This is a genomic window from Kosakonia sp. MUSA4 (assembly GCF_013085925.1).
Classification (GTDB): domain Bacteria; phylum Pseudomonadota; class Gammaproteobacteria; order Enterobacterales; family Enterobacteriaceae; genus Kosakonia; species Kosakonia sacchari_B.
Map to the genome: position 1 here is coordinate 5,010,739 of NZ_CP025697.1, position 21,218 is coordinate 5,031,956.

At 54.9% G+C, this 21,218-nt stretch carries 20 protein-coding genes; 7 read left to right on the forward strand and 13 right to left on the reverse strand.

What is annotated here, in order from left to right; all coding sequences use genetic code 11:
* Positions 1–34: 34 nt before the first annotated feature.
* The gene (gene cysG / locus C0557_RS23940; RefSeq protein ID WP_208661644.1) at positions 35–1,399 is read left to right on the forward strand and encodes a siroheme synthase CysG; all 1,365 of its coding nucleotides are present in this window, start codon (positions 35–37) and stop codon (positions 1,397–1,399) included.
* Between the two features lie 44 nt (positions 1,400–1,443).
* Here cysG and trpS read toward each other — a convergent pair whose 3' ends face one another.
* The 12 genes from trpS to C0557_RS24000 form a co-directional block, all read right to left on the reverse strand.
* Positions 1,444–2,448 carry a tryptophan--tRNA ligase gene (gene trpS, locus C0557_RS23945; protein ID WP_074775889.1) on the reverse strand — a complete coding sequence of 335 codons (1,005 nt, stop codon included), beginning with the start codon at positions 2,446–2,448 and terminating at the stop codon, positions 1,444–1,446.
* Positions 2,441–3,199, reverse strand: a complete 759-nt coding sequence (gene gph / locus C0557_RS23950) for a phosphoglycolate phosphatase (RefSeq protein ID WP_208661646.1) — start codon at positions 3,197–3,199, stop codon at positions 2,441–2,443. The genes trpS and gph overlap by 8 nt, the downstream gene beginning before the upstream one ends.
* Entirely contained in the window at positions 3,192–3,869 is a 678-nt protein-coding gene (gene rpe / locus C0557_RS23955) for a ribulose-phosphate 3-epimerase (protein WP_007369757.1), read from the reverse strand. Before rpe ends, gph begins: the two co-directional genes overlap by 8 nt.
* A gap of 47 nt (positions 3,870–3,916) precedes the next feature.
* A complete protein-coding gene (gene dam, locus C0557_RS23960; protein WP_208661649.1) occupies positions 3,917–4,738 on the reverse strand; it encodes an adenine-specific DNA-methyltransferase in 822 nt (273 codons plus the stop codon).
* Positions 4,739–4,805: 67 nt separating this feature from the next.
* Positions 4,806–6,092 carry a cell division protein DamX gene (gene damX, locus C0557_RS23965; RefSeq protein WP_208661657.1) on the reverse strand — a complete coding sequence of 429 codons (1,287 nt, stop codon included), beginning with the start codon at positions 6,090–6,092 and terminating at the stop codon, positions 4,806–4,808.
* 88 nt (positions 6,093–6,180) lie between these two features.
* Positions 6,181–7,269 carry a 3-dehydroquinate synthase gene (gene aroB, locus C0557_RS23970; protein ID WP_208661659.1) on the reverse strand — a complete coding sequence of 363 codons (1,089 nt, stop codon included), beginning with the start codon at positions 7,267–7,269 and terminating at the stop codon, positions 6,181–6,183.
* Between the two features lie 55 nt (positions 7,270–7,324).
* Positions 7,325–7,846 carry a shikimate kinase AroK gene (aroK, locus tag C0557_RS23975; protein WP_002920267.1) on the reverse strand — a complete coding sequence of 174 codons (522 nt, stop codon included), beginning with the start codon at positions 7,844–7,846 and terminating at the stop codon, positions 7,325–7,327.
* 286 nt (positions 7,847–8,132) lie between these two features.
* Positions 8,133–9,365, reverse strand: coding sequence for a DNA uptake porin HofQ (gene hofQ, locus C0557_RS23980; RefSeq protein WP_208661660.1), 1,233 nt, complete (start codon positions 9,363–9,365; stop codon positions 8,133–8,135).
* Complete coding sequence (locus C0557_RS23985) at positions 9,280–9,678, reverse strand: HofP DNA utilization family protein (protein WP_208661662.1); 399 nt, start codon at positions 9,676–9,678, stop codon at positions 9,280–9,282. The genes hofQ and C0557_RS23985 overlap by 86 nt, the downstream gene beginning before the upstream one ends.
* Positions 9,668–10,129, reverse strand: coding sequence for a hypothetical protein (locus C0557_RS23990; protein WP_208661664.1), 462 nt, complete (start codon positions 10,127–10,129; stop codon positions 9,668–9,670). The genes C0557_RS23985 and C0557_RS23990 overlap by 11 nt, the downstream gene beginning before the upstream one ends.
* The gene (locus C0557_RS23995; RefSeq protein WP_208661667.1) at positions 10,113–10,649 is read right to left on the reverse strand and encodes a PilN domain-containing protein; all 537 of its coding nucleotides are present in this window, start codon (positions 10,647–10,649) and stop codon (positions 10,113–10,115) included. The genes C0557_RS23990 and C0557_RS23995 overlap by 17 nt, the downstream gene beginning before the upstream one ends.
* Entirely contained in the window at positions 10,649–11,434 is a 786-nt protein-coding gene (locus tag C0557_RS24000; RefSeq protein ID WP_208661669.1) for a DNA utilization protein HofM, read from the reverse strand. The genes C0557_RS23995 and C0557_RS24000 overlap by 1 nt, the downstream gene beginning before the upstream one ends.
* A gap of 119 nt (positions 11,435–11,553) precedes the next feature.
* On the opposite strand from C0557_RS24000, the gene mrcA reads away from it, so the two are divergent.
* Positions 11,554–14,106 (forward strand): peptidoglycan glycosyltransferase/peptidoglycan DD-transpeptidase MrcA, encoded by a 2,553-nt coding sequence (gene mrcA / locus C0557_RS24005; RefSeq protein ID WP_208661678.1) that lies wholly within the window; start codon positions 11,554–11,556, stop codon positions 14,104–14,106.
* Between the two features lie 66 nt (positions 14,107–14,172).
* On the opposite strand, the gene nudE is transcribed toward mrcA, so the two are convergent.
* Entirely contained in the window at positions 14,173–14,733 is a 561-nt protein-coding gene (nudE, locus tag C0557_RS24010) for an ADP compounds hydrolase NudE (protein ID WP_074775909.1), read from the reverse strand.
* Between the two features lie 315 nt (positions 14,734–15,048).
* Between nudE and C0557_RS24015 the strand changes: the two genes are divergently transcribed.
* The 5 genes from C0557_RS24015 (at position 15,049) to pckA (ending at position 21,181) form a co-directional block, all read left to right on the forward strand.
* Positions 15,049–17,181, forward strand: a complete 2,133-nt coding sequence (locus C0557_RS24015; protein WP_208661680.1) for an intracellular growth attenuator family protein — start codon at positions 15,049–15,051, stop codon at positions 17,179–17,181.
* Between the two features lie 63 nt (positions 17,182–17,244).
* Positions 17,245–17,922: a GMP/IMP nucleotidase gene (yrfG, locus tag C0557_RS24020; protein WP_043956289.1), complete on the forward strand. Its 678-nt coding sequence runs from the start codon at positions 17,245–17,247 to the stop codon at positions 17,920–17,922.
* Entirely contained in the window at positions 17,922–18,323 is a 402-nt protein-coding gene (gene hslR / locus C0557_RS24025; RefSeq protein WP_208661682.1) for a ribosome-associated heat shock protein Hsp15, read from the forward strand. The genes yrfG and hslR overlap by 1 nt, the downstream gene beginning before the upstream one ends.
* Before the next feature lie 24 nt (positions 18,324–18,347).
* Positions 18,348–19,226: an Hsp33 family molecular chaperone HslO gene (gene hslO / locus C0557_RS24030; RefSeq protein ID WP_074775917.1), complete on the forward strand. Its 879-nt coding sequence runs from the start codon at positions 18,348–18,350 to the stop codon at positions 19,224–19,226.
* A gap of 335 nt (positions 19,227–19,561) precedes the next feature.
* Entirely contained in the window at positions 19,562–21,181 is a 1,620-nt protein-coding gene (gene pckA / locus C0557_RS24035; RefSeq protein WP_208661684.1) for a phosphoenolpyruvate carboxykinase (ATP), read from the forward strand.
* Positions 21,182–21,218 lie beyond the last annotated feature (37 nt).

The following is a 21,218-nucleotide window of genomic DNA, read 5'->3' on the forward strand; positions in this document are numbered from 1 at the left end:
CTACGTCGAACAACAACAATACCGAGGTAATGTCGTGGATCATTTGCCCATTTTCTGTCAATTACGCGATCGCGCATGCCTGCTGGTTGGCGGCGGCGATGTCGCCGAACGCAAAGCCCGGCTGCTGATGGACGCAGGCGCCCGGCTGACCGTTAACGCACTCGCGTTTACGCCGCAGTTTACCGTCTGGGCGGCGGAAGGCATGCTGACGCTGGCGGAAGGCGCATTCGAAGAGACGTTGCTTGACGATTGCTGGCTGGCGATCGCCGCCACGGACAACGAAGCCGTTAACCAGCAGGTCAGCACTGCGGCTGAAGCGCGCCGCATCTTCTGCAATGTGGTCGATGCTCCCACGCAGGCGAGTTTTATCATGCCGTCAATTATTGACCGCTCACCGCTGATGGTGGCCGTCTCCTCCGGCGGCACTTCGCCGGTGCTGGCGCGCTTGCTGCGTGAGAAGCTGGAATCGCTGCTGCCGCAGCATCTCGGCCATGTTGCCCACTTTGCCGGTAAGCTACGCAGTCGTGTAAAGCGCCAGTTCGCCAGCGTCGGCGAACGCCGCCGCTTCTGGGAAAAACTGTTTGTTAACGACCGGCTGGCGCAATCTCTGGCAAACCAGAACACGTCGGCGGTAGAGAAAATCACCGAACAGCTACTGGCCGAACCGCTGGATAACCGCGGCGAAGTGGTGCTGGTGGGCGCGGGCCCTGGCGATGCCGGATTACTGACGTTGAAAGGTTTGCAGCAGATCCAGCAGGCCGATGTGGTGGTCTACGATCGTCTGGTTTCCGATGAGATCATGAATCTGGTGCGCCGCGACGCCGATCGTGTCTTTGTCGGCAAACGCGCAGGTTATCACTGCGTGCCGCAGGACGAGATCAACCAGATCCTGCTGCGCGAAGCGAAGCAGGGCAAACGCGTTGTGCGTTTGAAAGGCGGCGATCCGTTTATTTTCGGCCGCGGCGGCGAAGAGCTGGAAACTCTGTGCCATGCAGGAATTCCTTTCTCCGTTGTACCGGGGATTACCGCGGCATCTGGCTGTTCGGCCTATTCAGGCATTCCCCTGACGCACCGCGATTATGCACAAAGTGTACGGCTGGTTACAGGTCACCTGAAAACCGGCAGCGAGCTGGACTGGGCCAACCTGGCGGCAGAAAAACAGACGCTGGTGTTTTATATGGGCTTAAATCAGGCCGCCACCATTCAGGCGCAACTCATTGAGCACGGCATGCAGACCGATATGCCGGTGGCGCTGGTGGAGAACGGCACCTCGGTGCAGCAGCGTGTGGTGAGAGGTGATTTATCGCAACTCGGCGAACTGGCGCAGCAGGTGGAAAGCCCGGCGCTGATTATTGTGGGTCGCGTCGTGGCGCTACGCGATAAGCTGAAGTGGTTTTGAAATAAATTGCCGGATGGCGGTTTCGCTCATCCGGCAATTATCAATTACGGTTTGGCGACAAAGCCAATCGCTTCGTAGACTTTTTTCAGCGTTTCAGAGGCGCGCGCGCTGGCTTTCTCAGCCCCCTCTTTCATCACTTGCTGCAGGAAGGCTTCGTCATTGCGATAGCGATGATAACGCTCCTGCAACTCGGTCAGCATGCCGGAAACCGCTTCCGCCACTTCGCCTTTCAGATGGCCATACATTTTGCCTTCGAAGTGCTGTTCCAGCTCAGGAATGCTCTGGCCGGTGACGGCAGAGAGAATATCCAGCAGGTTGGAAACGCCCGCTTTGTTGGCGATATCATAACGCACAACCGGCGGCTCGTCGGAATCGGTCACCGCGCGTTTGATTTTCTTCACCACGGATTTCGGATCTTCCAGCAGGCCAATCACGTTATTACGGTTATCGTCCGACTTGGACATTTTCTTCGTCGGCTCCAGCAGCGACATCACGCGCGCACCGGATTTCGGAATGAACGGCTCCGGCACTTTAAAGATATCGCCGTAGATGGTGTTAAAACGCTGAGCGATATCGCGGCTCAGTTCCAGATGCTGCTTCTGATCTTCCCCAACCGGCACCTGATTGGTCTGATACAGCAAAATATCCGCCGCCATCAGTACCGGATAATCAAACAGACCGGCGTTGATGTTTTCCGCATAGCGAGCGGATTTGTCTTTAAACTGCGTCATACGGCTCAGCTCACCAAAATAGGTGTAGCAGTTCAGCGCCCAGCCCAACTGGGCATGTTCAGTCACATGCGACTGAACGAAAATGGTACTTTTCTGCGGATCAATACCACAGGCCAGATACAGCGCCAGTGTATCCAGCGTCGCTTTACGCAGCGCCTGCGGGTCCTGACGCACGGTAATCGCGTGCTGGTCAACGATACAATAAATACAGTGGTAGTCGTCCTGCATGTTTACCCACTGACGCAGCGCACCCATATAGTTGCCAATGGTTAGTTCACCTGAGGGCTGTGCGCCACTAAAGACGATGGGCTTAGTCATTTTTCATTTCCTGATGTTCAATATGCGAAAGCCCAAATGCGGGCAGTAAGTCCTTAAAGTGATCAAAGACGAGGTCTGGTTCGCTCAGGGTGATCGCTTCGCCGTAGTTATAACCGTAAGTCAGGCCTACAGAAACGCTGCCTGCCGCTTTCGCCGCCAGGATATCGTTACGCGAATCACCCACGAAAAGTAGCTCGTGAGGCTGAATATTGAGCTTTTTACACACCAGAAGCAACGGTTCCGGGTGCGGCTTTTTGTTCACCACATCGTCGCCGCCGACGACAAACGAGAAGAATTGTGCGATATCAAGCGCTTCCAGCAGCGGAGCGACAAACGGCGTCGGTTTGTTGGTTACCAGCGCCAGCGGCAGGCCTTTAGCGTGCAGTGCAGCCAGGGTGTCTGCCACGTCCGGGAACAGAAAACTACCCTCTTCCACCGTCTCTTCGTAATAACGGTTAAACAGCTTTCGCAGCATGCGAATCTGCTCTTCCTGCGGAACGTGATCTTCAATGTCTGGCTTGCCCTGCGCCGCACGCTGAATAGCACGTTCCTGGCGCGACCAGTTGAATGCGCGCTCCATCAGCACATCCGCGCCGTTACCAATCCAGGTCACCACGCGCGCTTCACCGGCCTGAGGGAGTTCCAGCGCATACAACGCGCTGTCTACGGCGGCTGTTAACCCCGGCGCGCTATCCACCAGCGTGCCATCCAGATCGAAAGCCACACCTTGAATCGACTGCAATTTATCCATGACTTACCTTCGCCAGTTCGCTACGCATTTCATCAATAACCTGTTTGTAATCCGGCTTATCAAAAATCGCTGAACCCGCCACGAACATATCCGCACCAGCGGCGGCAATCTCGCCGATATTGCTGGCTTTAACCCCGCCATCAACTTCCAGACGAATATCAAAACCGGAAGCATCAATGCGGCGGCGAACTTCGCGCAGTTTATCCAGCGTATGCGGAATAAAGGACTGACCACCAAAACCGGGGTTCACCGACATCAGCAGGATCACATCCAGCTTGTCCATCACATAATCCAGGTAGCTCAGCGGCGTCGCCGGGTTAAACACCAGCCCCGCTTTACAACCCTGCTCTTTGATCAGTTGCAGTGTGCGGTCAACATGCTCGGAAGCTTCGGGATGAAAGGTAATGATGCTCGCGCCTGCGGCGGCGAAATCCGGCACCAGGCGGTCAACCGGTTTCACCATCAAATGCACGTCGATAGGCGCGGTGATGCCGTAGTTGCGCAGCGCTTTAAGCACCATCGGCCCGATAGTCAGGTTCGGTACATAATGGTTGTCCATCACATCGAAGTGGACAACGTCACCGCCAGCGGCCAGCGCGTTGGCAGTGTCTTCGCCCAGACGAGCAAAGTCAGCCGATAAAATCGAAGGGGCAATCAAATACTGTTTCATCCGCATCTCCTTGAGAAAATAGGGTCTGGCAACGCGGCGAAAGCGAGTTAAGGTGTCGCCGGTCGGTAGAGCGCCAGCAATTCATCCACCTTTTTACGTGTGCCGCCGTTACTGCTGATGCTGCGGCGCACTTTCACCACATGTAATTTTGCCTGATGATACCACTCACGTGTCAACGCGGTGTCGTGGTTGGAAATCAATACCGGGATCCGGTTCTGCACCAGATTCTCGGCAATGGCGGCAAGGTGCGCCTGCTGCTCCAGACTGAAGCTGTTTGTGTGGTACGCCGTAAAGTTTGCCGTTGCAGAAAGCGGGGCATAAGGCGGATCGCAGTAGACGACTGAATTCGCGTCAGCGCGCGCCATGCTCTCGGCGTAGGATTCGCAGTAAAAAAAGGCATTCTGCGCTTTTTCCGCGAAGTGATACAACTCCGCTTCCGGAAAATAGGGTTTCTTATAGCGACCGAACGGCACATTAAATTCGCCGCGCAGATTATAACGGCACAGGCCGTTATAACCATGTCGGTTGAGGTACAAAAACAGTATCGCGCGCCGGAACGGATCCTGGCATTGGTTAAATTCCTCGCGCAACTGATAGTAAATCACCGACTGGTTCGTCGCAGGCATGAACAATTCCCGCGCATGCTGAACGTATTCATCAGGGCGGTCTTTGACGATGTTATAGAGGCTAATCAAATCGCTGTTGATATCAGCGAGGATGTAGCGGGAGAACGAAGTGTTAAGAAACACCGAACCCGCGCCGACGAACGGCTCGATCAGGCATTCACCCTTTGGCAGATGCCTTCCGATATCGTCCAGCAGGGGGTATTTCCCCCCTGCCCATTTCAAAAAAGCGCGATTCTTTTTCATGCTGACTGATTACTTACACTCTCTCCGGCTGTGGAGAAAGCTCCGACAGCATCCTGCGCTTTAAACATTACTTCAGATCGGCCTGAACCTGATGCAGCGGCTTAGCCCACGGGTTTTTCGCCTGTACATCAGCGGGAAGCGTAGCAACTGCGCGTTTTGCATCATCTTTTGATGCATACACGCCGCTTACCAGCACATACCACGGCTGGCCGTTACGCGTCGTCTGATAAACCACGAAGTTTTTCAGATTTTCTTTCTTCGCCCACGAATTCAGATTGCTGTAATTCGAGGAACTGCTCAGTTGCAGCGTGTAGTGGCTGCCCGGAGCCGATTTCAGCGCGCCAACATTCCCGGTAGAGACTGCGCTGCTTGCAGCAGGTACGGCAGTGGCTGCCGGCGCGGCGGCCTTCGGCTGTTGTACCGGCGCAGCAGTCGCGGCCGTTGTCGTTGTCGCGGGTGCTTTCACCGGCGCGGTTACCGCAGTTTCAGTGCGTTTTGGCGGCTGGGCAACCGGTTTTGACTCGGCTTTCGCGACCGGCGCTTTAACGACCGGTTTCGGCTCAATCACCATCTGTTTACGCTCTGGACGCGTTGCCGCCGAATGACTTTCTGTCGTCTGCCGCGCGTTGCCGTTATGCACCGGCGCTACCGTTGCAGGTTCTGTTGGCAACGTGGAGCTTACCGCATTGTCAATCTGCGACTGGCTTTGCGGCTGCGACAGCGCGGTGTTCAGATCGCCCTGAACTTCCACACGCTGCTGACCCGCAGGCGTTGCAGGCGATTCACCCTGAGATGGCGTCGAGGAGATCGGCGGTAAGGTGACATCCTGCGGCGCTGGCGCATTGCCAGCAGGTTGCTGGGCAGGTGATGTACCGGCAGCGGGCTGTGCGTTATTCGCCTGGTTCGCGGCGGCGGAGCTGTCCGCACTGCCATTGTTACCGGAGAGATCGATATTCTTCTCTGCCGGAGCATTCTGTTCATTGGCCGTGGAGGGCGCAGGGGATTTCAACGCAGAACCGATACCGATAATGAGCAACAGTAGCACCAGAACGCCAATGCCCATCATTATGTACTGGCGCGAAGCAGGTTTCGCGGCAGCCGCTTTCTTACGCTTGCGCGGACGACGTTCTTCACGCTCTTCGTCCAGAGCATCTTCTTCTTCGTCGTAGCCCTCTTCTTCGCGCTCATCACGCGCCCGGCGGGTACGCGAAGGACGGCGGTCGTCGGCATCGAGATCAATATCATCGAAATTGATCTGCGGTTCATCGACACGATCGGAAGATTGACGAGAACGACCAGTACGACGATCGCTGGGATCGGTTTTCAGCTCGTCTTCTGGTTTGTATTCATCCATTTAACACCCCACACAAAGGCGTATGCCACGACATGCATAGCGCCCGAAGTTAAACGTCACGCAACAGGTGACCTGACCTTTCTAATAGTTACGCCTGCTGGCAATCAGCAATAGCGCCAAGTACTACGTCGTGCGACACTCCGCCGCGAACTTCGCTCTTCCCTATGGCTAACGGGAGCACTAAGCGCATTTCCCCCGCCAGCACTTTTTTATCGCGCATCATATGTGGCAGATAGGCTTCCGCCGCCATTTCATGCGGCCCCTGAACTGGCAGGCCTGCACGTTTGAGCAGCGTTTTTATACGCTGCGTGTCTGCTTTGCTGAACTGGCCAAGACGCTCAGAAGCATGTGCCGCCATCACCATGCCAGCCGCGACAGCTTCGCCGTGCAGCCAGTTACCGTAGCCCATTTCTGCTTCGATAGCATGGCCGAAGGTATGCCCCAGATTCAGTAAAGCACGTAAGCCGGTTTCCCGCTCATCGGCAGCGACAACTTCGGCTTTCAGCTCACAACAACGCCGAATGCAGTATGCCATCGCAGGGCCGTCGAGACGCAAAAGCGCATCCATATTCTGTTCCAGCCAGTCAAAGAACTCACCGTCAAGAATAATGCCGTATTTGATCACTTCCGCGAGACCGGAGGAGAGCTCACGGGCGGGAAGGGTTGCGAGGCAATCAAGGTCAACAACGACAGACGCCGGCTGGTAGAACGCGCCGATCATGTTTTTGCCAAGGGGATGGTTTACCGCCGTTTTACCGCCAACGGAGGAGTCAACCTGAGACAGAAGCGTGGTTGGAACCTGAATAAAGCGTACGCCGCGCTGATAGCTGGCCGCTGCAAAACCGGTTAAATCACCGATTACGCCGCCGCCCAGGGCAACCAGCGTCGTGTCACGCCCGTGTGGTTTTTGCAACAAAGCAGTAAATACGGTATCCATCACCGCCAGGCTTTTGTATTGCTCGCCGTCGGGAAGAATCACGCTATCGACCTTCACGCCAGCCTGTTCAAGAACGTGGCGAACCTTATCAAGATAGAGCGGAGCCAGTGTTTCATTAGTGACCAGCATCACCTGATCACCAGACTTCAGGGGCGAGAAGAAAGCTGGATCGTTAAACAAACCAGCCGCGATGGTGATGGGGTAACTACGTTCCCCGAGAGTGACTGTGATCCTCTCCATGACGCGACATCCACCTTAGTTGCTTAAACCCGCAGGCCTGTGTATTAAGCCAGAATTAGTTGCTTTCCAGCATATGGATAATCTGGTTTGCGACCACTTTAGCGCTCTGGTCGTCGGTGCGAATGGTCACGTCTGCAATCTCTTCGTACAGAGGATTGCGTTCGTCAGCCAGTGCTTCCAGTACTTCACGCGGTGGCGCGTCCACTTGCAAAAGCGGGCGTTTTTTATCACGTTGAGTGCGAGCCAATTGCTTTTCGATAGTGGTTTCCAGATACACCACTACGCCACGGGCGGAGAGACGATTACGGGTTTCGCGAGATTTCACAGAACCACCGCCAGTCGCCAGAACGATGCCCTGTTTTTCCGTCAGCTCATTGATGATTTTTTCTTCGCGATCGCGGAAGCCTTCTTCACCTTCAACATCGAAGACCCAGCCCACATCAGCTCCGGTTCGTTTCTCAATCTCTTGATCAGAATCGTAAAATTCCATATTGAGTTGTTGAGCTAACTGACGCCCAATAGTGCTTTTGCCGGCACCCATAGGCCCAACCAGAAAGATATTGCGTTTCTCTGCCATTTTTTCGGTACTACTAAGACTATTCGTTGATGATAAACCCGCTTCGCAGATACCTAGCGTAGCAGGACATGAACTGAAACCTCATATGCGATAGTGCGAGAGTCAGATCGAAAATTATCTCAGTACTCCGGCTTGTTTGGCAACTGAATAAACACGTTATCCTTCACGCTGCTTGCTATACGACGGAGACCACTGACGCTCAAATCGGTACTCCTTGTAAGCTAAATCATCTCTCACGTCAAACACCTGGACCAAGTTCCGAAGAAAAAGGGGGATTACGGCAGGTTTAATGTACCGCAGCCAACCTGGGGGTAATAAATACGACCAGCTCTCGCCGTTCACTATCCTTCCCATCCTGACGGAATAGCTGACCAATACCAGGCAGAGACCCAAGCCCCGGAATTTGGTTTTTATCCGTGGTGCGCTTTTGCGAAAAAATTCCGCCAAGCGCCAGCGTGTCGCCACTTTTTACCTCCACCAGCGTTTCAATTTCCTGTTTATCAATCGCCAGGGCTTCGCCTCCTGACTGTTGCAACACCTGGCCAGGCATATTCTGACTGATACGCAACTTCAGGCGAACGCGTTTATCAGGCAGCACAGTTGGCGTCACTTCCATCCCCAACACAGCCTCGCGAAATTCGACCGAGGTATTATTTTCGCCGTTGGCAACCTGATAAGGAATTTCGCTCCCCTGTTTGATGCTGGCAGGCTGTCGGTGTGAAGCCAGCAGACGTGGACTGGCGATAATCTCCAACTGCTGCTTTTGCTCCAGCGCAGAAAGTTCCAGATCGAGCAAGCGGGCATTAATACTGCCGATATTGAACCCCACGCGCGTACTGGCATCGGGAACGGAGAGATCCGCAGATAATGCGTTTATCTGCCCCCGCGCTGTTTCGGCACTCTGCGCCAGCCCCCATTTCACACCCAGCTCGCGCAGGCTTTTTTCATTGATGGTGACAATATGCGCCGCCAGCTCAACCTGTTCGACCGGTAAATCCATTTGCGCCACCCATTTTTCGAGTGTTGCCAGCCCCTCTTTATTATCCCGGATCAGCAAGCGATTAAGCCGCGAGTCTACGGTTATCGCGCCTTGCGGGCTAAGCAGTTTCCCTCCCGCTTTTGCCAGTTCTTCGGCGTCCGCATAACGCAACACGATACTGCGCGTTTGCAGCGGGGCATTCTGTTTTTGTCGGGCCTGCCGGGCATCCTGTTCCGCCTGTTTTTGTTGCTGCCACGACGCGGAGTGAACCTGCCAGATTGTCCCTTTCTGACTGAGCGTTAACCCGGCGCTTTCCGCCACGATTTGCAGTGCCTGCCGCCAGGGGACATCGGTTAAGTGCAGCGACAGCGTGCCGCTGACGTCTTTCTGGATCACCAGATTTTGCTTTTCAATCGCGGCCAGCGTCTGTAGCACCTGTACAACCGGCACATCATCAACGGTCAGCGTGACGAGCTGCGTTGTCGCTGTGCTGGCGTAAGGCAGGGCGAAGAGCACGAGGCCCGTTATCCATTTTTTCATTCTGAGTTCCTTCTCGTTTCCAGCGCCACTGCGCCGGGATGCAATCTTTACCCGTGGAAATGTGCAGCTCATCCACGGTGACAGAAACAACGCGCCAGCCTGTTGGCAGCAACTCGCCAGCAGCGACCCGATGCCAGTGTTCACCGGCATCACGCAATATGCCCACCGCATGCTTGCCCTGAATCATGCCGCGAAACTGCCATTGGTTCAGTTGGGCGAGCTGGCAGGTATCCGGCGGCGGCTGGAAGGGGTCGCGCATTCCGCTCAGCAACAGGCATAACGCACAGGCAAAAACCACGCGTTCAGCGATCATCGTCATGCTCCAGTTGCAGGGTAAAACGCAATAAATCAGCGCCCGCAGCCAGCGAAAATGCCGGAACCTGCATGCCGCAACCGGCAAGGTGCGCAAAAGTTTCCGTCACCGCTTCCCAGCGAGATTCCAGCACCAGCTCCCCGCCGTTTTTCCCTGGCTGCCAGCGGATGAGCTGCCTGTTGGTTTCCTGAAAATCCAGAGGGCTAAAAGGCTGCGCGGCGGGTAAAGGCACGCTTTCTGTCGGCGGGAATAACGCACGTAGCGCGCGCCACTGATCCTGTAATGCGGCCTGTTGACCGCTTTGCTGAATGATCAACTGCGCCTGCGCCGCACTAAGCGGAGAAATGGCTAACCACCATATCAAAAGCAGGCCGCAAAAAACGCTGAGCAGCCAGCATGCTGTACGTTGCCACGGCGATAATGCAAACCAGAAATCAGCGTTCAGGGACATCCTTGTTCTCCTTGTTAAGCTGGTAGTGAAATTGCCAGCGCCCCTGCGCATCCCGCTCCATTGCGCCAGTTTGTTGTAACTGAAACCCCGCGATGCTGCGCAGTTGCTGCTCAAGCACACCTAATGCCCGAACCGAGCTGGCAAAGCCTGATAGCGTCAATTGGTTTTGCTGCCAGCGCAGTTGCGTCAGCCAGACGTTCTGCGGGAGATTTTCGGCCAGGCTAAGCAAGCGGGGCTGCCATACCTGCGTATCCTGCCGCCGCTGCCTGCGAACCTGCTCCCTGCGCCACGCCTCTTGTCGCGCCAGCAAAGTTTTTTCACCCGCCGTCAGCGAGGCCAGCAGCGCCGCATCGGCTTGCTGCCAGAGAACCCGCCCGTGAAGATTGACAGCTACCGATGCTCGCCAAAGCAAGCCAACACCACCTGTCAGCAGGAGGCTGGCGATAAAAACGCCCGCCCAGAGACGCACGCTGCGTTGCCGCCGGTATCGCCGCCAGGGCAGAAAATTCACGCCAGCCATCAATATCCCCTGGCGACGGCCAGCCCGAGAGCGACAGCATAGCGATCGCCTGCTGTCGGCAACGGCGGCTGACGCGAAGGGACTGCGCTCCAGCAATCAAAGCCGCCGGGTAAATCGCTGCACTGCACAATTTCATCCGCAGGCAGCCCCAGTACACTGGCTAACTGAACAGCGCTATCGGCATCCTCCTGCGCACGCCGGCCCCAGCTCTCTTTTGTTGCCCATAACCATTGCCGTTCGTCGCACCACACCAGGCAACGGGCAGGCGGCGCGAGCCAGGGCAGTAAAGCCTGCAACGCACTGGCATCGGGCGTTATAGAAGAGAGATGCAGCGAGAGGGCCTGCGCCATATCGAGCAGCACCGCCACGTCTTTATTCTGCGCCGCGGTCACGCCATAGGTTTTTCCCGGCTCATCTTCCGTAAAGTCAAAACAGAGCTCGTTTTCCGCCATTTCCAGTTCGCGCGCCATAGCCTGCGATACCCAGCGATTAAGCGCCTCTTCGCGCAGTGCAATAGCCGGGCGTGGCAGCTTTTTTTGCAGGGTTTGTCCGGCGGGAAAGGCCAGTCGAACACAGTGCCGTTGTGGTAAGGATTGTCGCCACGGACGCAGCGCGGCAAGAAGCGGCTCGGGTGTTTTAATACGCCCCTGAACAATCGTTCCGGCAGGTAAAGGAAAATGCCACCAGCGGCGTAAAGCCTGACCGCTACGTGCAGCGGCAAGCGCCACAATAAAGATTCCATCTTGTTGAATATGCAGCCCAATTTGCCAGTGCCTGAATGCCATAAGTTACGATCTCCTTATCGTCTGCGGGGATGACGCTATATCAATGAATCAGGCTTGCCTTTATACTACCGCGCGGTTGTTTATAAACTGCCCAAATGACTCTTAATGGGAAATCTCCAGTGAAGTTCGTAAAGTATTTATTCATCCTTGCAGTCTTTTGCATTCTGCTGGGAGCAGGCTCGATTTACGGTCTGTACAAATATATTGAGCCACAGTTACCCGACGTCGCGACGCTCAAAGACGTCCGGTTACAGATTCCAATGCAGGTGTACAGCGCAGATGGCGAATTGATCGCGCAGTATGGTGAAAAGCGCCGCATCCCGCTGACCCTGAGCCAGATCCCGCCAGAACTGGTAAAAGCGTTTATCGCGACTGAAGATAGCCGTTTTTACGAGCACCACGGTGTTGACCCAGTGGGGATTTTCCGTGCCGCCAGCGTAGCGCTCTTCTCCGGCCATGCATCACAGGGAGCCAGTACCATTACGCAGCAGTTAGCGCGTAACTTCTTCCTGAGCCCGGAACGCACCATGATGCGTAAAATCAAAGAGGTGTTCCTGGCGATCCGTATTGAGCAGTTGTTGAGCAAAGACGAGATCCTTGAACTTTACCTCAACAAAATCTACCTCGGTTATCGCGCTTATGGCGTGGGCGCTGCGGCGCAGGTCTATTTTGGTAAGTCGGTCGATCAACTGACGCTAAGTGAAATGGCGGTGATTGCCGGTTTACCGAAAGCGCCATCGACTTTTAACCCGCTCTATTCGCTTGACCGGGCAACCGCACGTCGTAACGTTGTGCTGGCGCGTATGGAAAGTGAAGGCTATATCACCGAACAGCAAGCCGACCAGGCGCGCAGCGAGGCGATAGACGCAAACTACCATGCGCCGGAAATCGCCTTCTCCGCTCCTTATCTTTCCGAGATGGTGCGTCAGGATATGGTCGCCCGTTATGGCGACAAAGCCTATGAGGATGGCTACCGCGTTTACACCACCATTACGCGTAAAGTGCAACAGGCTGCGCAGGATGCCGTACGCAATAATGTGATGGATTACGACATGCGCCACGGCTATCGCGGTCCGTCGAATGTGTTGTGGAAGATCGGTGAAGCCGCATGGGACAGTAAAAAAATCACTGACTCGCTGAAAACGCTGCCGACGTACGGGCCGCTCTCTCCGGCGGTCGTCACCAGCGCAAATCCGCAAGAAGCCGTAGCGATGATGGCTGATGGCACCTCGGTTTCATTGCGCATGGACGGTATCCGTTGGGCTCGCCCTTACCGCTCAGATACGCAGCAAGGCGCCACGCCACGTAAAGTGACGGATGCCGTACAGGCCGGGCAACAGATTTGGGTGCGCCAGGTCGATAACGCCTGGTGGCTGGCGCAAGTGCCGGATGTGAACTCTGCGCTGGTCTCTATCAATCCGCATAATGGCGCGGTACTGGCGCTGGTTGGCGGCTTTGACTTTAACCAGAGCAAGTTTAACCGTGCAACTCAGGCGCTGCGCCAGGTGGGTTCGAACATCAAGCCGTTCCTGTACACAGCTGCGATGGATAAAGGCCTGACGCTGGCAAGTATTCTCAACGATGCCCCGATTTCCCGCTGGGATGTGGGTGCAGGTTCCGACTGGCGGCCAAAGAACTCGCCGGATGAATATGCCGGTCCAATCCGTCTGCGCCAGGGACTGGGGCAATCGAAGAACGTAGTGATGGTACGAGCGATGCGTGCAATGGGCGTCGATTATGCCGCAGAGTATTTGCAGCGCTTCGGTTTCCCGGCACAAAACATTGTGCATACCGAATCACTGGCGCTGGGCTCAGCCTCATTTACACCAATGCAGGTGGCAAGAGGCTATTCGGTGATGGCGAACGGTGGGTTCCTGGTCGATCCGTACTACATCACCAAAATCGAAAACGATCAGGGCAATGTGCTATTTGAAGCGCGCCCGAAAGTGGCCTGCGCCGATTGCGACATTCCGGTGATTTACGGCGAAACGCCGAAATCTAATGTGCTGGAAAACAAAGATATGGAAAACGTCGCCACGTCACTGGAGCAGCAAAACAGTTCGGTGCCGCAGCCACAACTGGAGCAGGCAAACCAGGCGCTGGTTCAGCGCAGCGGCGGCGAAGAGTATGCGCCGCATGTAATTAGTACGCCGCTGTCGTTCCTGATTAAAAGCGCGCTGAACAGCAATATCTTTGGCGAACCTGGCTGGCAGGGTACGGGCTGGCGCGCGGGACGCGATCTCAAGCGTAACGATATCGGCGGTAAAACCGGTACCACCAACAGCTCGAAAGATGCCTGGTTCTCCGGTTATGGTCCGGGCGTTGTCACTTCCGTGTGGATCGGTTTTGACGATCATCGTCGCGATCTGGGGCGAACCACTGCTTCCGGCGCGATCAAAGATCAGATTTCCGGTTACGAAGGTGGTGCGAAAAGCGCCCAGCCAGCCTGGGATGCTTACATGAAAGCAGTGCTGGACGGTGTGCCGGAAGATCCGTTAACGCCGCCGCCAGGCGTGGTCACCGTCAACATCGACCGTAGCACCGGGCAGTTGGCCAGTGGTGGCAGCAGCCGTCAGGAGTACTTCATAGAAGGAACTCAGCCGACGCAGCAAGCAGTACATGAAGTGGGCACGACGATCATTGATAACGGGGAAACGCACGAGCTGTTCTGATAGCGCGTGAACCCAGGAAAGCAAAAAGGGCGCTGCGGCGCCCTTTTTATTTATGATTTTGTGCGGTCAGAGCCGGCCCTGCCCTTTTAGCCATTCGCGCACTAAAAACAGCGCGCTGACATTGCGGGCTTCATTGAAATCCGGGTCTTCCAGCAAATCCATTAAGTGCTTCAGCGGCCAGCGCACCTGCGGTAGCGGCTCCGGTTCATCGCCCGGCAGCGACTCCGGATAAAGGTCTTCCGCCACAATAATGTTCATCTTGCTGGAGAAATAGGAGGGGGCCATACTGAGTTTTTTCAGGAAAGTAAGCTCTTTTGCGCCAAATCCTACTTCTTCTTTTAACTCACGGTTCGCCGCTTCGTATATACTCTCACCGGGATCGATAAGCCCTTTGGAAAACCCCAGCTCGTAAGATTCGGTTCCAACGGCGTATTCGCGGATCAGAATCAGGTGCTCGTCCACAATCGGCACAATCATTACTGCTTCGTGCATAGAAGGACGCATGCGCTCGTAAACACGGCGCACACCGTTGCTGAACTCCAGATCCACGCTTTCAACGTTAAAAAGTCGTGAAGAGGCGACCGTTTCTACGTTAAGAATGGTGGGTTTTTGCAATGATTTGCTCATTATTATCGGTCTTTGCAGAGAAACTTACGTTATTGTGCGACACTACGCACTGTTTCGGCAATGTCAATCGCCGCTAATTTACATTCTTGTAACCTCCCCGAAAGCAACCCCAATTTATCCAAAAAGTCAATAGGTTGATTTAAAACTAAGAATTTGCTGATATTCCCGCTTGGGTGGTTTTGCTATTCTTTCTCGCAATGGTATGCGCTTAAAAATTCTCAAGTAATTTCTTGCTTACAGCGGCCAGCCACATTAAATGTTTACAGGAAGGGTGCAACTGACTACACCTGTTAGAAAAAGTAAGATGGGGAAAGCATGAGCACCATTTTGATTTTTTTCGCTGCTATGCTGGCCTGCGCATTCCTCGCTGGATGGATTTTCAGGTTCAGGTCTCAACGCCGGTACAGGTTGCCTCATTTACAGGCATTTACCGGCGCGACAAGCCGTAAACTCTTGCCAGAGGAGCGCGATGCTGTTGAGCGCTATCTGGACACGCTTTCCCGTATACAAAATACGCCAGGCCCAACGGGCGCTACGGCTGCGCCGGTCTCCATCAAACTCAATGCTCACAGCAATACCGTCCTGTTTGTCGCGCACTCGATCACGCGTTATGGCATCACCACCGATGCTCCCAACAAATGGCGCTATTATCTCGATTCTGTCGAAGTGCATCTGCCGCCCTCCTGGGAGCAATACATTACCGATGAGAACAATGTTGAGCTGATCCGCACCGATTCCATGCCGCTGATCATTTCGTTAAACGGCCATACGCTTAGCGAATATATGCAGGAAGAGCGCAGCGGCGAATTGGAGCGTGTCTCTTCCGCACGCTCCGCTATTCGTGGCGAAGAGACAGAACAGATCGAACTGCTGAATATTCGCCGCGAAACACCGGAAGAGTACGCGTTAAGCCGCCCGGACGGTATGCGTGAAGCGTTGTTGATCTGCGCCTCTTTTTTACTCTTTTTCTTCTGTCTGGCGGCGCCGGGGGTTTTCGTTCCGTGGCTGGCGGGCGGCGCCGTGATGCTGTTCGCTGCGGGAATGTGGGGGCTGTATGCGCCGCCGGCGAAAAACACATTGCGCGAAATTCATTGTCTGCGCGGTACGCCAAAGCGCTGGGGGCTGTTCGGTGAAAACAATCAGGAGCAGATGAATAACATCTCTCTGGGGATTATCGATTTGATTTATCCCCGCCACTGGCAGCCCTTTATCACCCGCGATCTCGGTCAGCAAACGGATATCGATATTTATCTGGATCGCCACGTTGTTCGCCAGGGACGCTTTTTGTCCCTGCATGACGAAGTGAAAAATTTCCCGTTGCAGCACTGGGTGCGCAGCGCGGTGATCGCCACCGGTTCGCTGGTGGTAGTAGCGATGCTGCTGATTTGGATGCCGCTGGACATGCCGATCAAATTCACCGTTTCGTGGATTAAAGGCGCGCAAACTATCGAAGCCAGTAGCGTTAATCAGCTTGAATCCGCCGGGTTGCGCATCGGCGATACGCTGCGGATCAGCGGTACAGGAATGTGCAACATCCACACGCAAAACTGGTCATCGCGCCAGATATCGCCATTTACACCGTTCGACTGCTCGCAGATTATCTGGAATAACGCCCCCCCGCTGCCTTTGCCGGAATCGGATACCGTGACCAGGGCCACTGCGCTTGCGCAAGCGGTGAGCCGTCAGCTGCATCCGACAGCCGAAGATGATTCACGCGTTAGCCCGGTGCTACGCTCAGCTATTCAGAAGTCTGGCATGGTCTTGCTGGATGATTTTGCCGATATCGTACTGAAAACAAAAGATTTATGCTCAGCAGAAGACGATTGTTTGAGGTTAAAAAATGCACTGGTAAACCTCGGAAACAGTAAAGACTGGGATACGCTGACCAAACGCGCCAGCGATGGCAAGCTAACCGGTGTTAACGTGTTGCTGCGCCCGGTGAGCGCCGAATCGCTGGATAATCTGGTGACCACCTCAACCGCGCCCTTTATCCTGCGCGAGACAACCCGTGCCGCACAGGCACTGAATAGCCCGGCGCCGGGCGGGTTTCTGATTATTAGCGAAGAGGGTAACGAACTGGTGGATCAGCCGTGGCCGCCAATCGCGCTGTATGACTACCCGGCGCAGGAGCAGTGGACCGAGTTTCAACGGCTGGCGCAAATGCTGATGCAGACGCCGTTCCACGCTGAAGGGATCATTACCAGCATCTATACCGATGCCAACGGTACGCGACACATTAGCCTGCACCGCATGCCGGATGCTACGGGCTTGTGGCGCTACGCCGGAACAACGCTGCTGCTGTTTGCCATGGTTGTTTGCAGCCTCTATAACAGCGTGCTGGCGCTGCGTCGTTACCAACGTAACCGTACGCGCCTCGAAGAGATTACGCAGTATTACGAAAGCTGCCTGAATCCGCACCTGCTTCCTACACAGGACAGCCTTACCTGATAACCACCCGCACCGTGAGCTGTGTTAATCTGTCGCGCACGTTTTCCCCTGGCTGGAGTTTTAATGCACCTTGATATTGCATGGCAGGACGTTGATACCGTTCTGCTGGATATGGACGGCACTTTGCTTGATCTGGCGTTTGATAACTTTTTCTGGCAAAAACTGGTGCCAGAAACCTTCGCCGCTCAACAGGGGCTAACGCCAGAGGAAGCGCAGAACGTTCTTCGCCAGGAGTATCACGCGGTGCAGCATACGCTAAACTGGTACTGTCTGGATTACTGGAGCGAACGTCTCGGGCTGGATATTTGTGCGATGACGACACAGCAAGGGCCGCGCGCAGTGCTGCGCGAAGATACGGTGCCTTTTCTGGATGCGCTGAAAAAAAGCGGTAAGCGCCGTATTCTGCTGACCAATGCGCACCCGCACAATCTTGCTGTCAAGCTTGAGCATACGGGTCTGGCTTCGCACCTTGATTTATTACTTTCCACCCATACATTTGGTTATCCGAAAGAGGATCAGCGCCTGTGGCAGGCCGTCGCGGAAGAGACCGGGCTATGCGCCGAACGGACGCTGTTTATCGACGACAGCGAACCGATTCTCGATGCGGCAGCAACCTTTGGCATTCGTTACTGCCTTGGCGTGACGAACCCGGATTCAGGGCTGGCAGATAAACGCTATCTGCGCCACCCTGGCACCAATGACTACCGTTATCTGATCCCCTCACTTCTCAAGGAGATGTGATGAAACAGCAGCCCGCGCAAGAAGTCCGTCTGGATAAGTGGCTGTGGGTGGCGCGTTTTTATAAAACTCGCGCCCTCGCCCGCGAGATGATTGAAGGCGGCAAAGTGCATTACAACGGTCAGCGCAGCAAGCCGAGTAAAATCGTCGAGCTGAATGCCACGCTCACGCTGCGCCAGGGAAACGACGCACGTACTGTGGTCGTCAAAGGCATTACGGATCAGCGCCGTCCGGCAACCGAAGCCGTTGAGCTGTATGAAGAGACGGCTGAAAGTATTGAGAAACGTGAAAAAATGGCGCTGGCGCGTAAGCTGAACGCGCTTACAATGCCGCACCCCGATCGCCGACCGGACAAAAAAGAGCGCCGCGATCTGCTGAAATTTAAATCTGGTGGCAGCGAGTAACGCGCACCTGCAAGAGAGATAATCATGGCCAATCAAGACCAATTACACCGCTATCTGTTTGAAAATTATGCCGTGCGCGGCGAACTGGTGACTGTTTCCAACACCTGGAAGCAGGTGCTGGAAAACCATAACTATCCGCTGCCGGTAAAAACGCTGCTCGGTGAATTGTTGGTTGCGACCAGCCTGCTGACCGCCACCCTGAAATTTGCCGGCGATATTACCGTGCAGTTGCAGGGCGACGGCCCGATGAATCTTGCGGTGATCAACGGCAATAACCGCCAGCAAATGCGCGGCGTTGCCCGCGTGCAGGGCGATGTCCCGGCCGATGCCGATCTGAAAACGCTGGTGGGTAACGGCTATCTGGTGATCACCATTACGCCGGAAGAGGGCGAGCGTTATCAGGGCGTGGTAGGTCTCGAAGGCGATACGCTGGCGGCGTGCCTGGAAGATTACTTTATGCGTTCAGAACAGTTGCCGACCCGCCTGTTCATCCGCACGGGTGAAGTGGATGGCCAACCGGCGGCTGGCGGTATGCTACTGCAGGTGCTGCCCGCACAGGAAACCCAGGCCAATGACTTCGAACACCTGGCGGTGCTGACCGAAACGGTAAAAGCGGAAGAGCTGTTCTCCCTGGCGGCAGAAGATGTGTTATGGCGTCTGTACCATGAAGAAGAGGTCACGCTGTACGATCCGCAGGACGTTGAATTTAAATGCACCTGCTCGCGCGAGCGCTGCGCTGGGGCGTTGAAAACGCTGCCGGATGAAGAAGTGGACAGCATTATTGCCGAAGAAGGTGAAATCGACATGCACTGCGATTACTGCGGCAATCACTATCTGTTTAACGCGATGGATATTGCGGAGATCCGCAATAACGCCTCCCCGGCCGACCCGCAGGTTCATTAATTCCCTTCCCTCATGCCGCTTTCGAGCGGCATTTTTTGCATTACACATCACGTTTCCGCTAAAATCTCAAATGTAATCCTTACGTAATTTTCTTTCATGAAAGCGATTACAGTCACAAAGTGACGGTTAAAAATATCGGCTTATAGCCTTTTGGGAACATTTTCCCGATTATTGTCACTGTTTTTGCCACAATACATCTCGCTAAGTGACGCAAATAACAGCGTTTTGCAGAAGTCAGCTTTATCGGGATTCGAAAATCTATGAACATCGTCCGGGTAAGCGGCGATAAACAACCCTACAATTTCAGGCAGTACAATTGGCTAAGGAGTAGTGACATGCGCGTTAAGAGCTTAACCCCGCAAGATCTCAAGGCTTATGGTATCAACGATGTTCAGGATGTCGTCTACAACCCCGATTACGATACGCTGTATCAGGAAGAGCTCCGTCCAGACCTGGAAGGATATGAGCGTGGTGTGCTGACGAATTCTGGTGCTGTCGCCGTCGACACCGGTATTTTTACCGGCCGTTCGCCAAAAGATAAGTACATTGTCCGTGATGACACCACCCGCGACACCGTGTGGTGGGCCGATAAAGGCAAAGGCAAGAACGATAACAAACCGCTCTCGCCGGAAGTCTGGAAGCATTTAAAAGACCTTGTGACGGAGCAACTCTCCGGCAAGCGTCTGTTTATTATCGATGCGTTTTGCGGCGCGAACCCGGACAGCCGTCTTTCAGTCAGGTTTATCACTGAAGTCGCCTGGCAGGCGCACTTCGTCAAAAACATGTTTATTCGCCCGACGGATGAGGAGCTGGCAGGCTTCAAACCCGACTTTATCGTGATGAATGGGGCGAAATGCACCAATCCACAGTGGCAGGAACAGGGCCTCAACTCGGAGAATTTCGTTGCCTTTAACCTGACCGAACGCATCCAGTTGATCGGCGGAACCTGGTACGGCGGCGAAATGAAAAAAGGGATGTTCTCGATCATGAACTACCTGCTGCCGTTAAAGGGGATCGCCTCGATGCACTGTTCTGCTAACGTCGGCGAGAAAGGCGACGTTGCGGTCTTTTTCGGCCTTTCCGGCACCGGCAAAACGACGTTATCCACCGATCCGAAACGCCGCCTGATCGGCGATGACGAGCACGGCTGGGATGACGATGGCGTCTTTAACTTTGAAGGCGGCTGCTACGCCAAAACCATCCGGCTTTCGGAAGAGGCTGAACCGGATATCTTCCACGCCATCCGCCGCGATGCGCTGCTGGAAAACGTCAGCGTCCGCGACGACGGCAGCATCGATTTTGATGATGCGTCGAAAACGGAAAATACCCGCGTGTCGTATCCGATTTACCATATTCACAACATCGTCAAACCCGTGTCGAAAGCCGGTCACGCCACGCGAGTGATCTTCCTGACCGCTGACGCGTTCGGCGTATTACCGCCGGTTTCCCGCCTGACGGCCAGCCAGACGCAGTACCATTTTCTCTCTGGCTTTACCGCTAAACTGGCCGGAACAGAGCGCGGCGTGAACGAACCGACGCCAACCTTCTCCGCCTGCTTCGGCGCAGCATTCCTGTCGCTGCACCCAACGCAGTATGCCGAAGTGCTGGTGAAACGGATGCAGGCTGCCGGTGCGCAGGCGTATCTGGTGAACACGGGCTGGAACGGAACCGGCAAACGCATCTCCATCAAAGATACGCGGGCGATTATCGACGCGATTCTGGATGGTTCGCTGGACGATGCGGAAACCCTCACTCTGCCGATGTTCAACCTGGCGGTGCCGACGTCGTTGCATGGCGTTGATTCACGCATTCTCGACCCGCGCAATACGTATGCATCGCCGGAACAGTGGCAGGAGAAAGCGACGCAGCTGGCGAAACTGTTTATTGAGAACTTTGATAAATATACCGATACCGCAGCCGGAGCGGCGCTGGTTAGCGCCGGACCGAAGCTGTAATTCGGCTACGCAAGAGAAACAAAACCCGCCATCCGGC

Bases quoted from the DNA above. Each gene is read 5' to 3' on its own strand.
- trpS (WP_074775889.1), bottom strand. From the start codon at position 2,448: ATGACTAAGCCCATCGTCTTTAGTGGCGCACAGCCCTCAGGTGAACTA.
- gph (WP_208661646.1), bottom strand. From the start codon at position 3,199: ATGGATAAATTGCAGTCGATTCAAGGTGTGGCTTTCGATCTGGATGGC.
- rpe (WP_007369757.1), bottom strand. From the start codon at position 3,869: ATGAAACAGTATTTGATTGCCCCTTCGATTTTATCGGCTGACTTTGCT.
- dam (WP_208661649.1), bottom strand. From the start codon at position 4,738: ATGAAAAAGAATCGCGCTTTTTTGAAATGGGCAGGGGGGAAATACCCC.
- damX (WP_208661657.1), bottom strand. From the start codon at position 6,092: ATGGATGAATACAAACCAGAAGACGAGCTGAAAACCGATCCCAGCGAT.
- aroB (WP_208661659.1), bottom strand. From the start codon at position 7,269: ATGGAGAGGATCACAGTCACTCTCGGGGAACGTAGTTACCCCATCACC.
- aroK (WP_002920267.1), bottom strand. From the start codon at position 7,846: ATGGCAGAGAAACGCAATATCTTTCTGGTTGGGCCTATGGGTGCCGGC.
- hofQ (WP_208661660.1), bottom strand. From the start codon at position 9,365: ATGAAAAAATGGATAACGGGCCTCGTGCTCTTCGCCCTGCCTTACGCC.
- C0557_RS23985 (WP_208661662.1), bottom strand. From the start codon at position 9,678: ATGATCGCTGAACGCGTGGTTTTTGCCTGTGCGTTATGCCTGTTGCTG.
- C0557_RS23990 (WP_208661664.1), bottom strand. From the start codon at position 10,129: ATGTCCCTGAACGCTGATTTCTGGTTTGCATTATCGCCGTGGCAACGT.
- C0557_RS23995 (WP_208661667.1), bottom strand. From the start codon at position 10,649: ATGGCTGGCGTGAATTTTCTGCCCTGGCGGCGATACCGGCGGCAACGC.
- C0557_RS24000 (WP_208661669.1), bottom strand. From the start codon at position 11,434: ATGGCATTCAGGCACTGGCAAATTGGGCTGCATATTCAACAAGATGGA.
- nudE (WP_074775909.1), bottom strand. From the start codon at position 14,733: ATGAGCAAATCATTGCAAAAACCCACCATTCTTAACGTAGAAACGGTC.
- C0557_RS24015 (WP_208661680.1), top strand. From the start codon at position 15,049: ATGAGCACCATTTTGATTTTTTTCGCTGCTATGCTGGCCTGCGCATTC.
- yrfG (WP_043956289.1), top strand. From the start codon at position 17,245: ATGCACCTTGATATTGCATGGCAGGACGTTGATACCGTTCTGCTGGAT.
- hslR (WP_208661682.1), top strand. From the start codon at position 17,922: ATGAAACAGCAGCCCGCGCAAGAAGTCCGTCTGGATAAGTGGCTGTGG.
- hslO (WP_074775917.1), top strand. From the start codon at position 18,348: ATGGCCAATCAAGACCAATTACACCGCTATCTGTTTGAAAATTATGCC.
- pckA (WP_208661684.1), top strand. From the start codon at position 19,562: ATGCGCGTTAAGAGCTTAACCCCGCAAGATCTCAAGGCTTATGGTATC.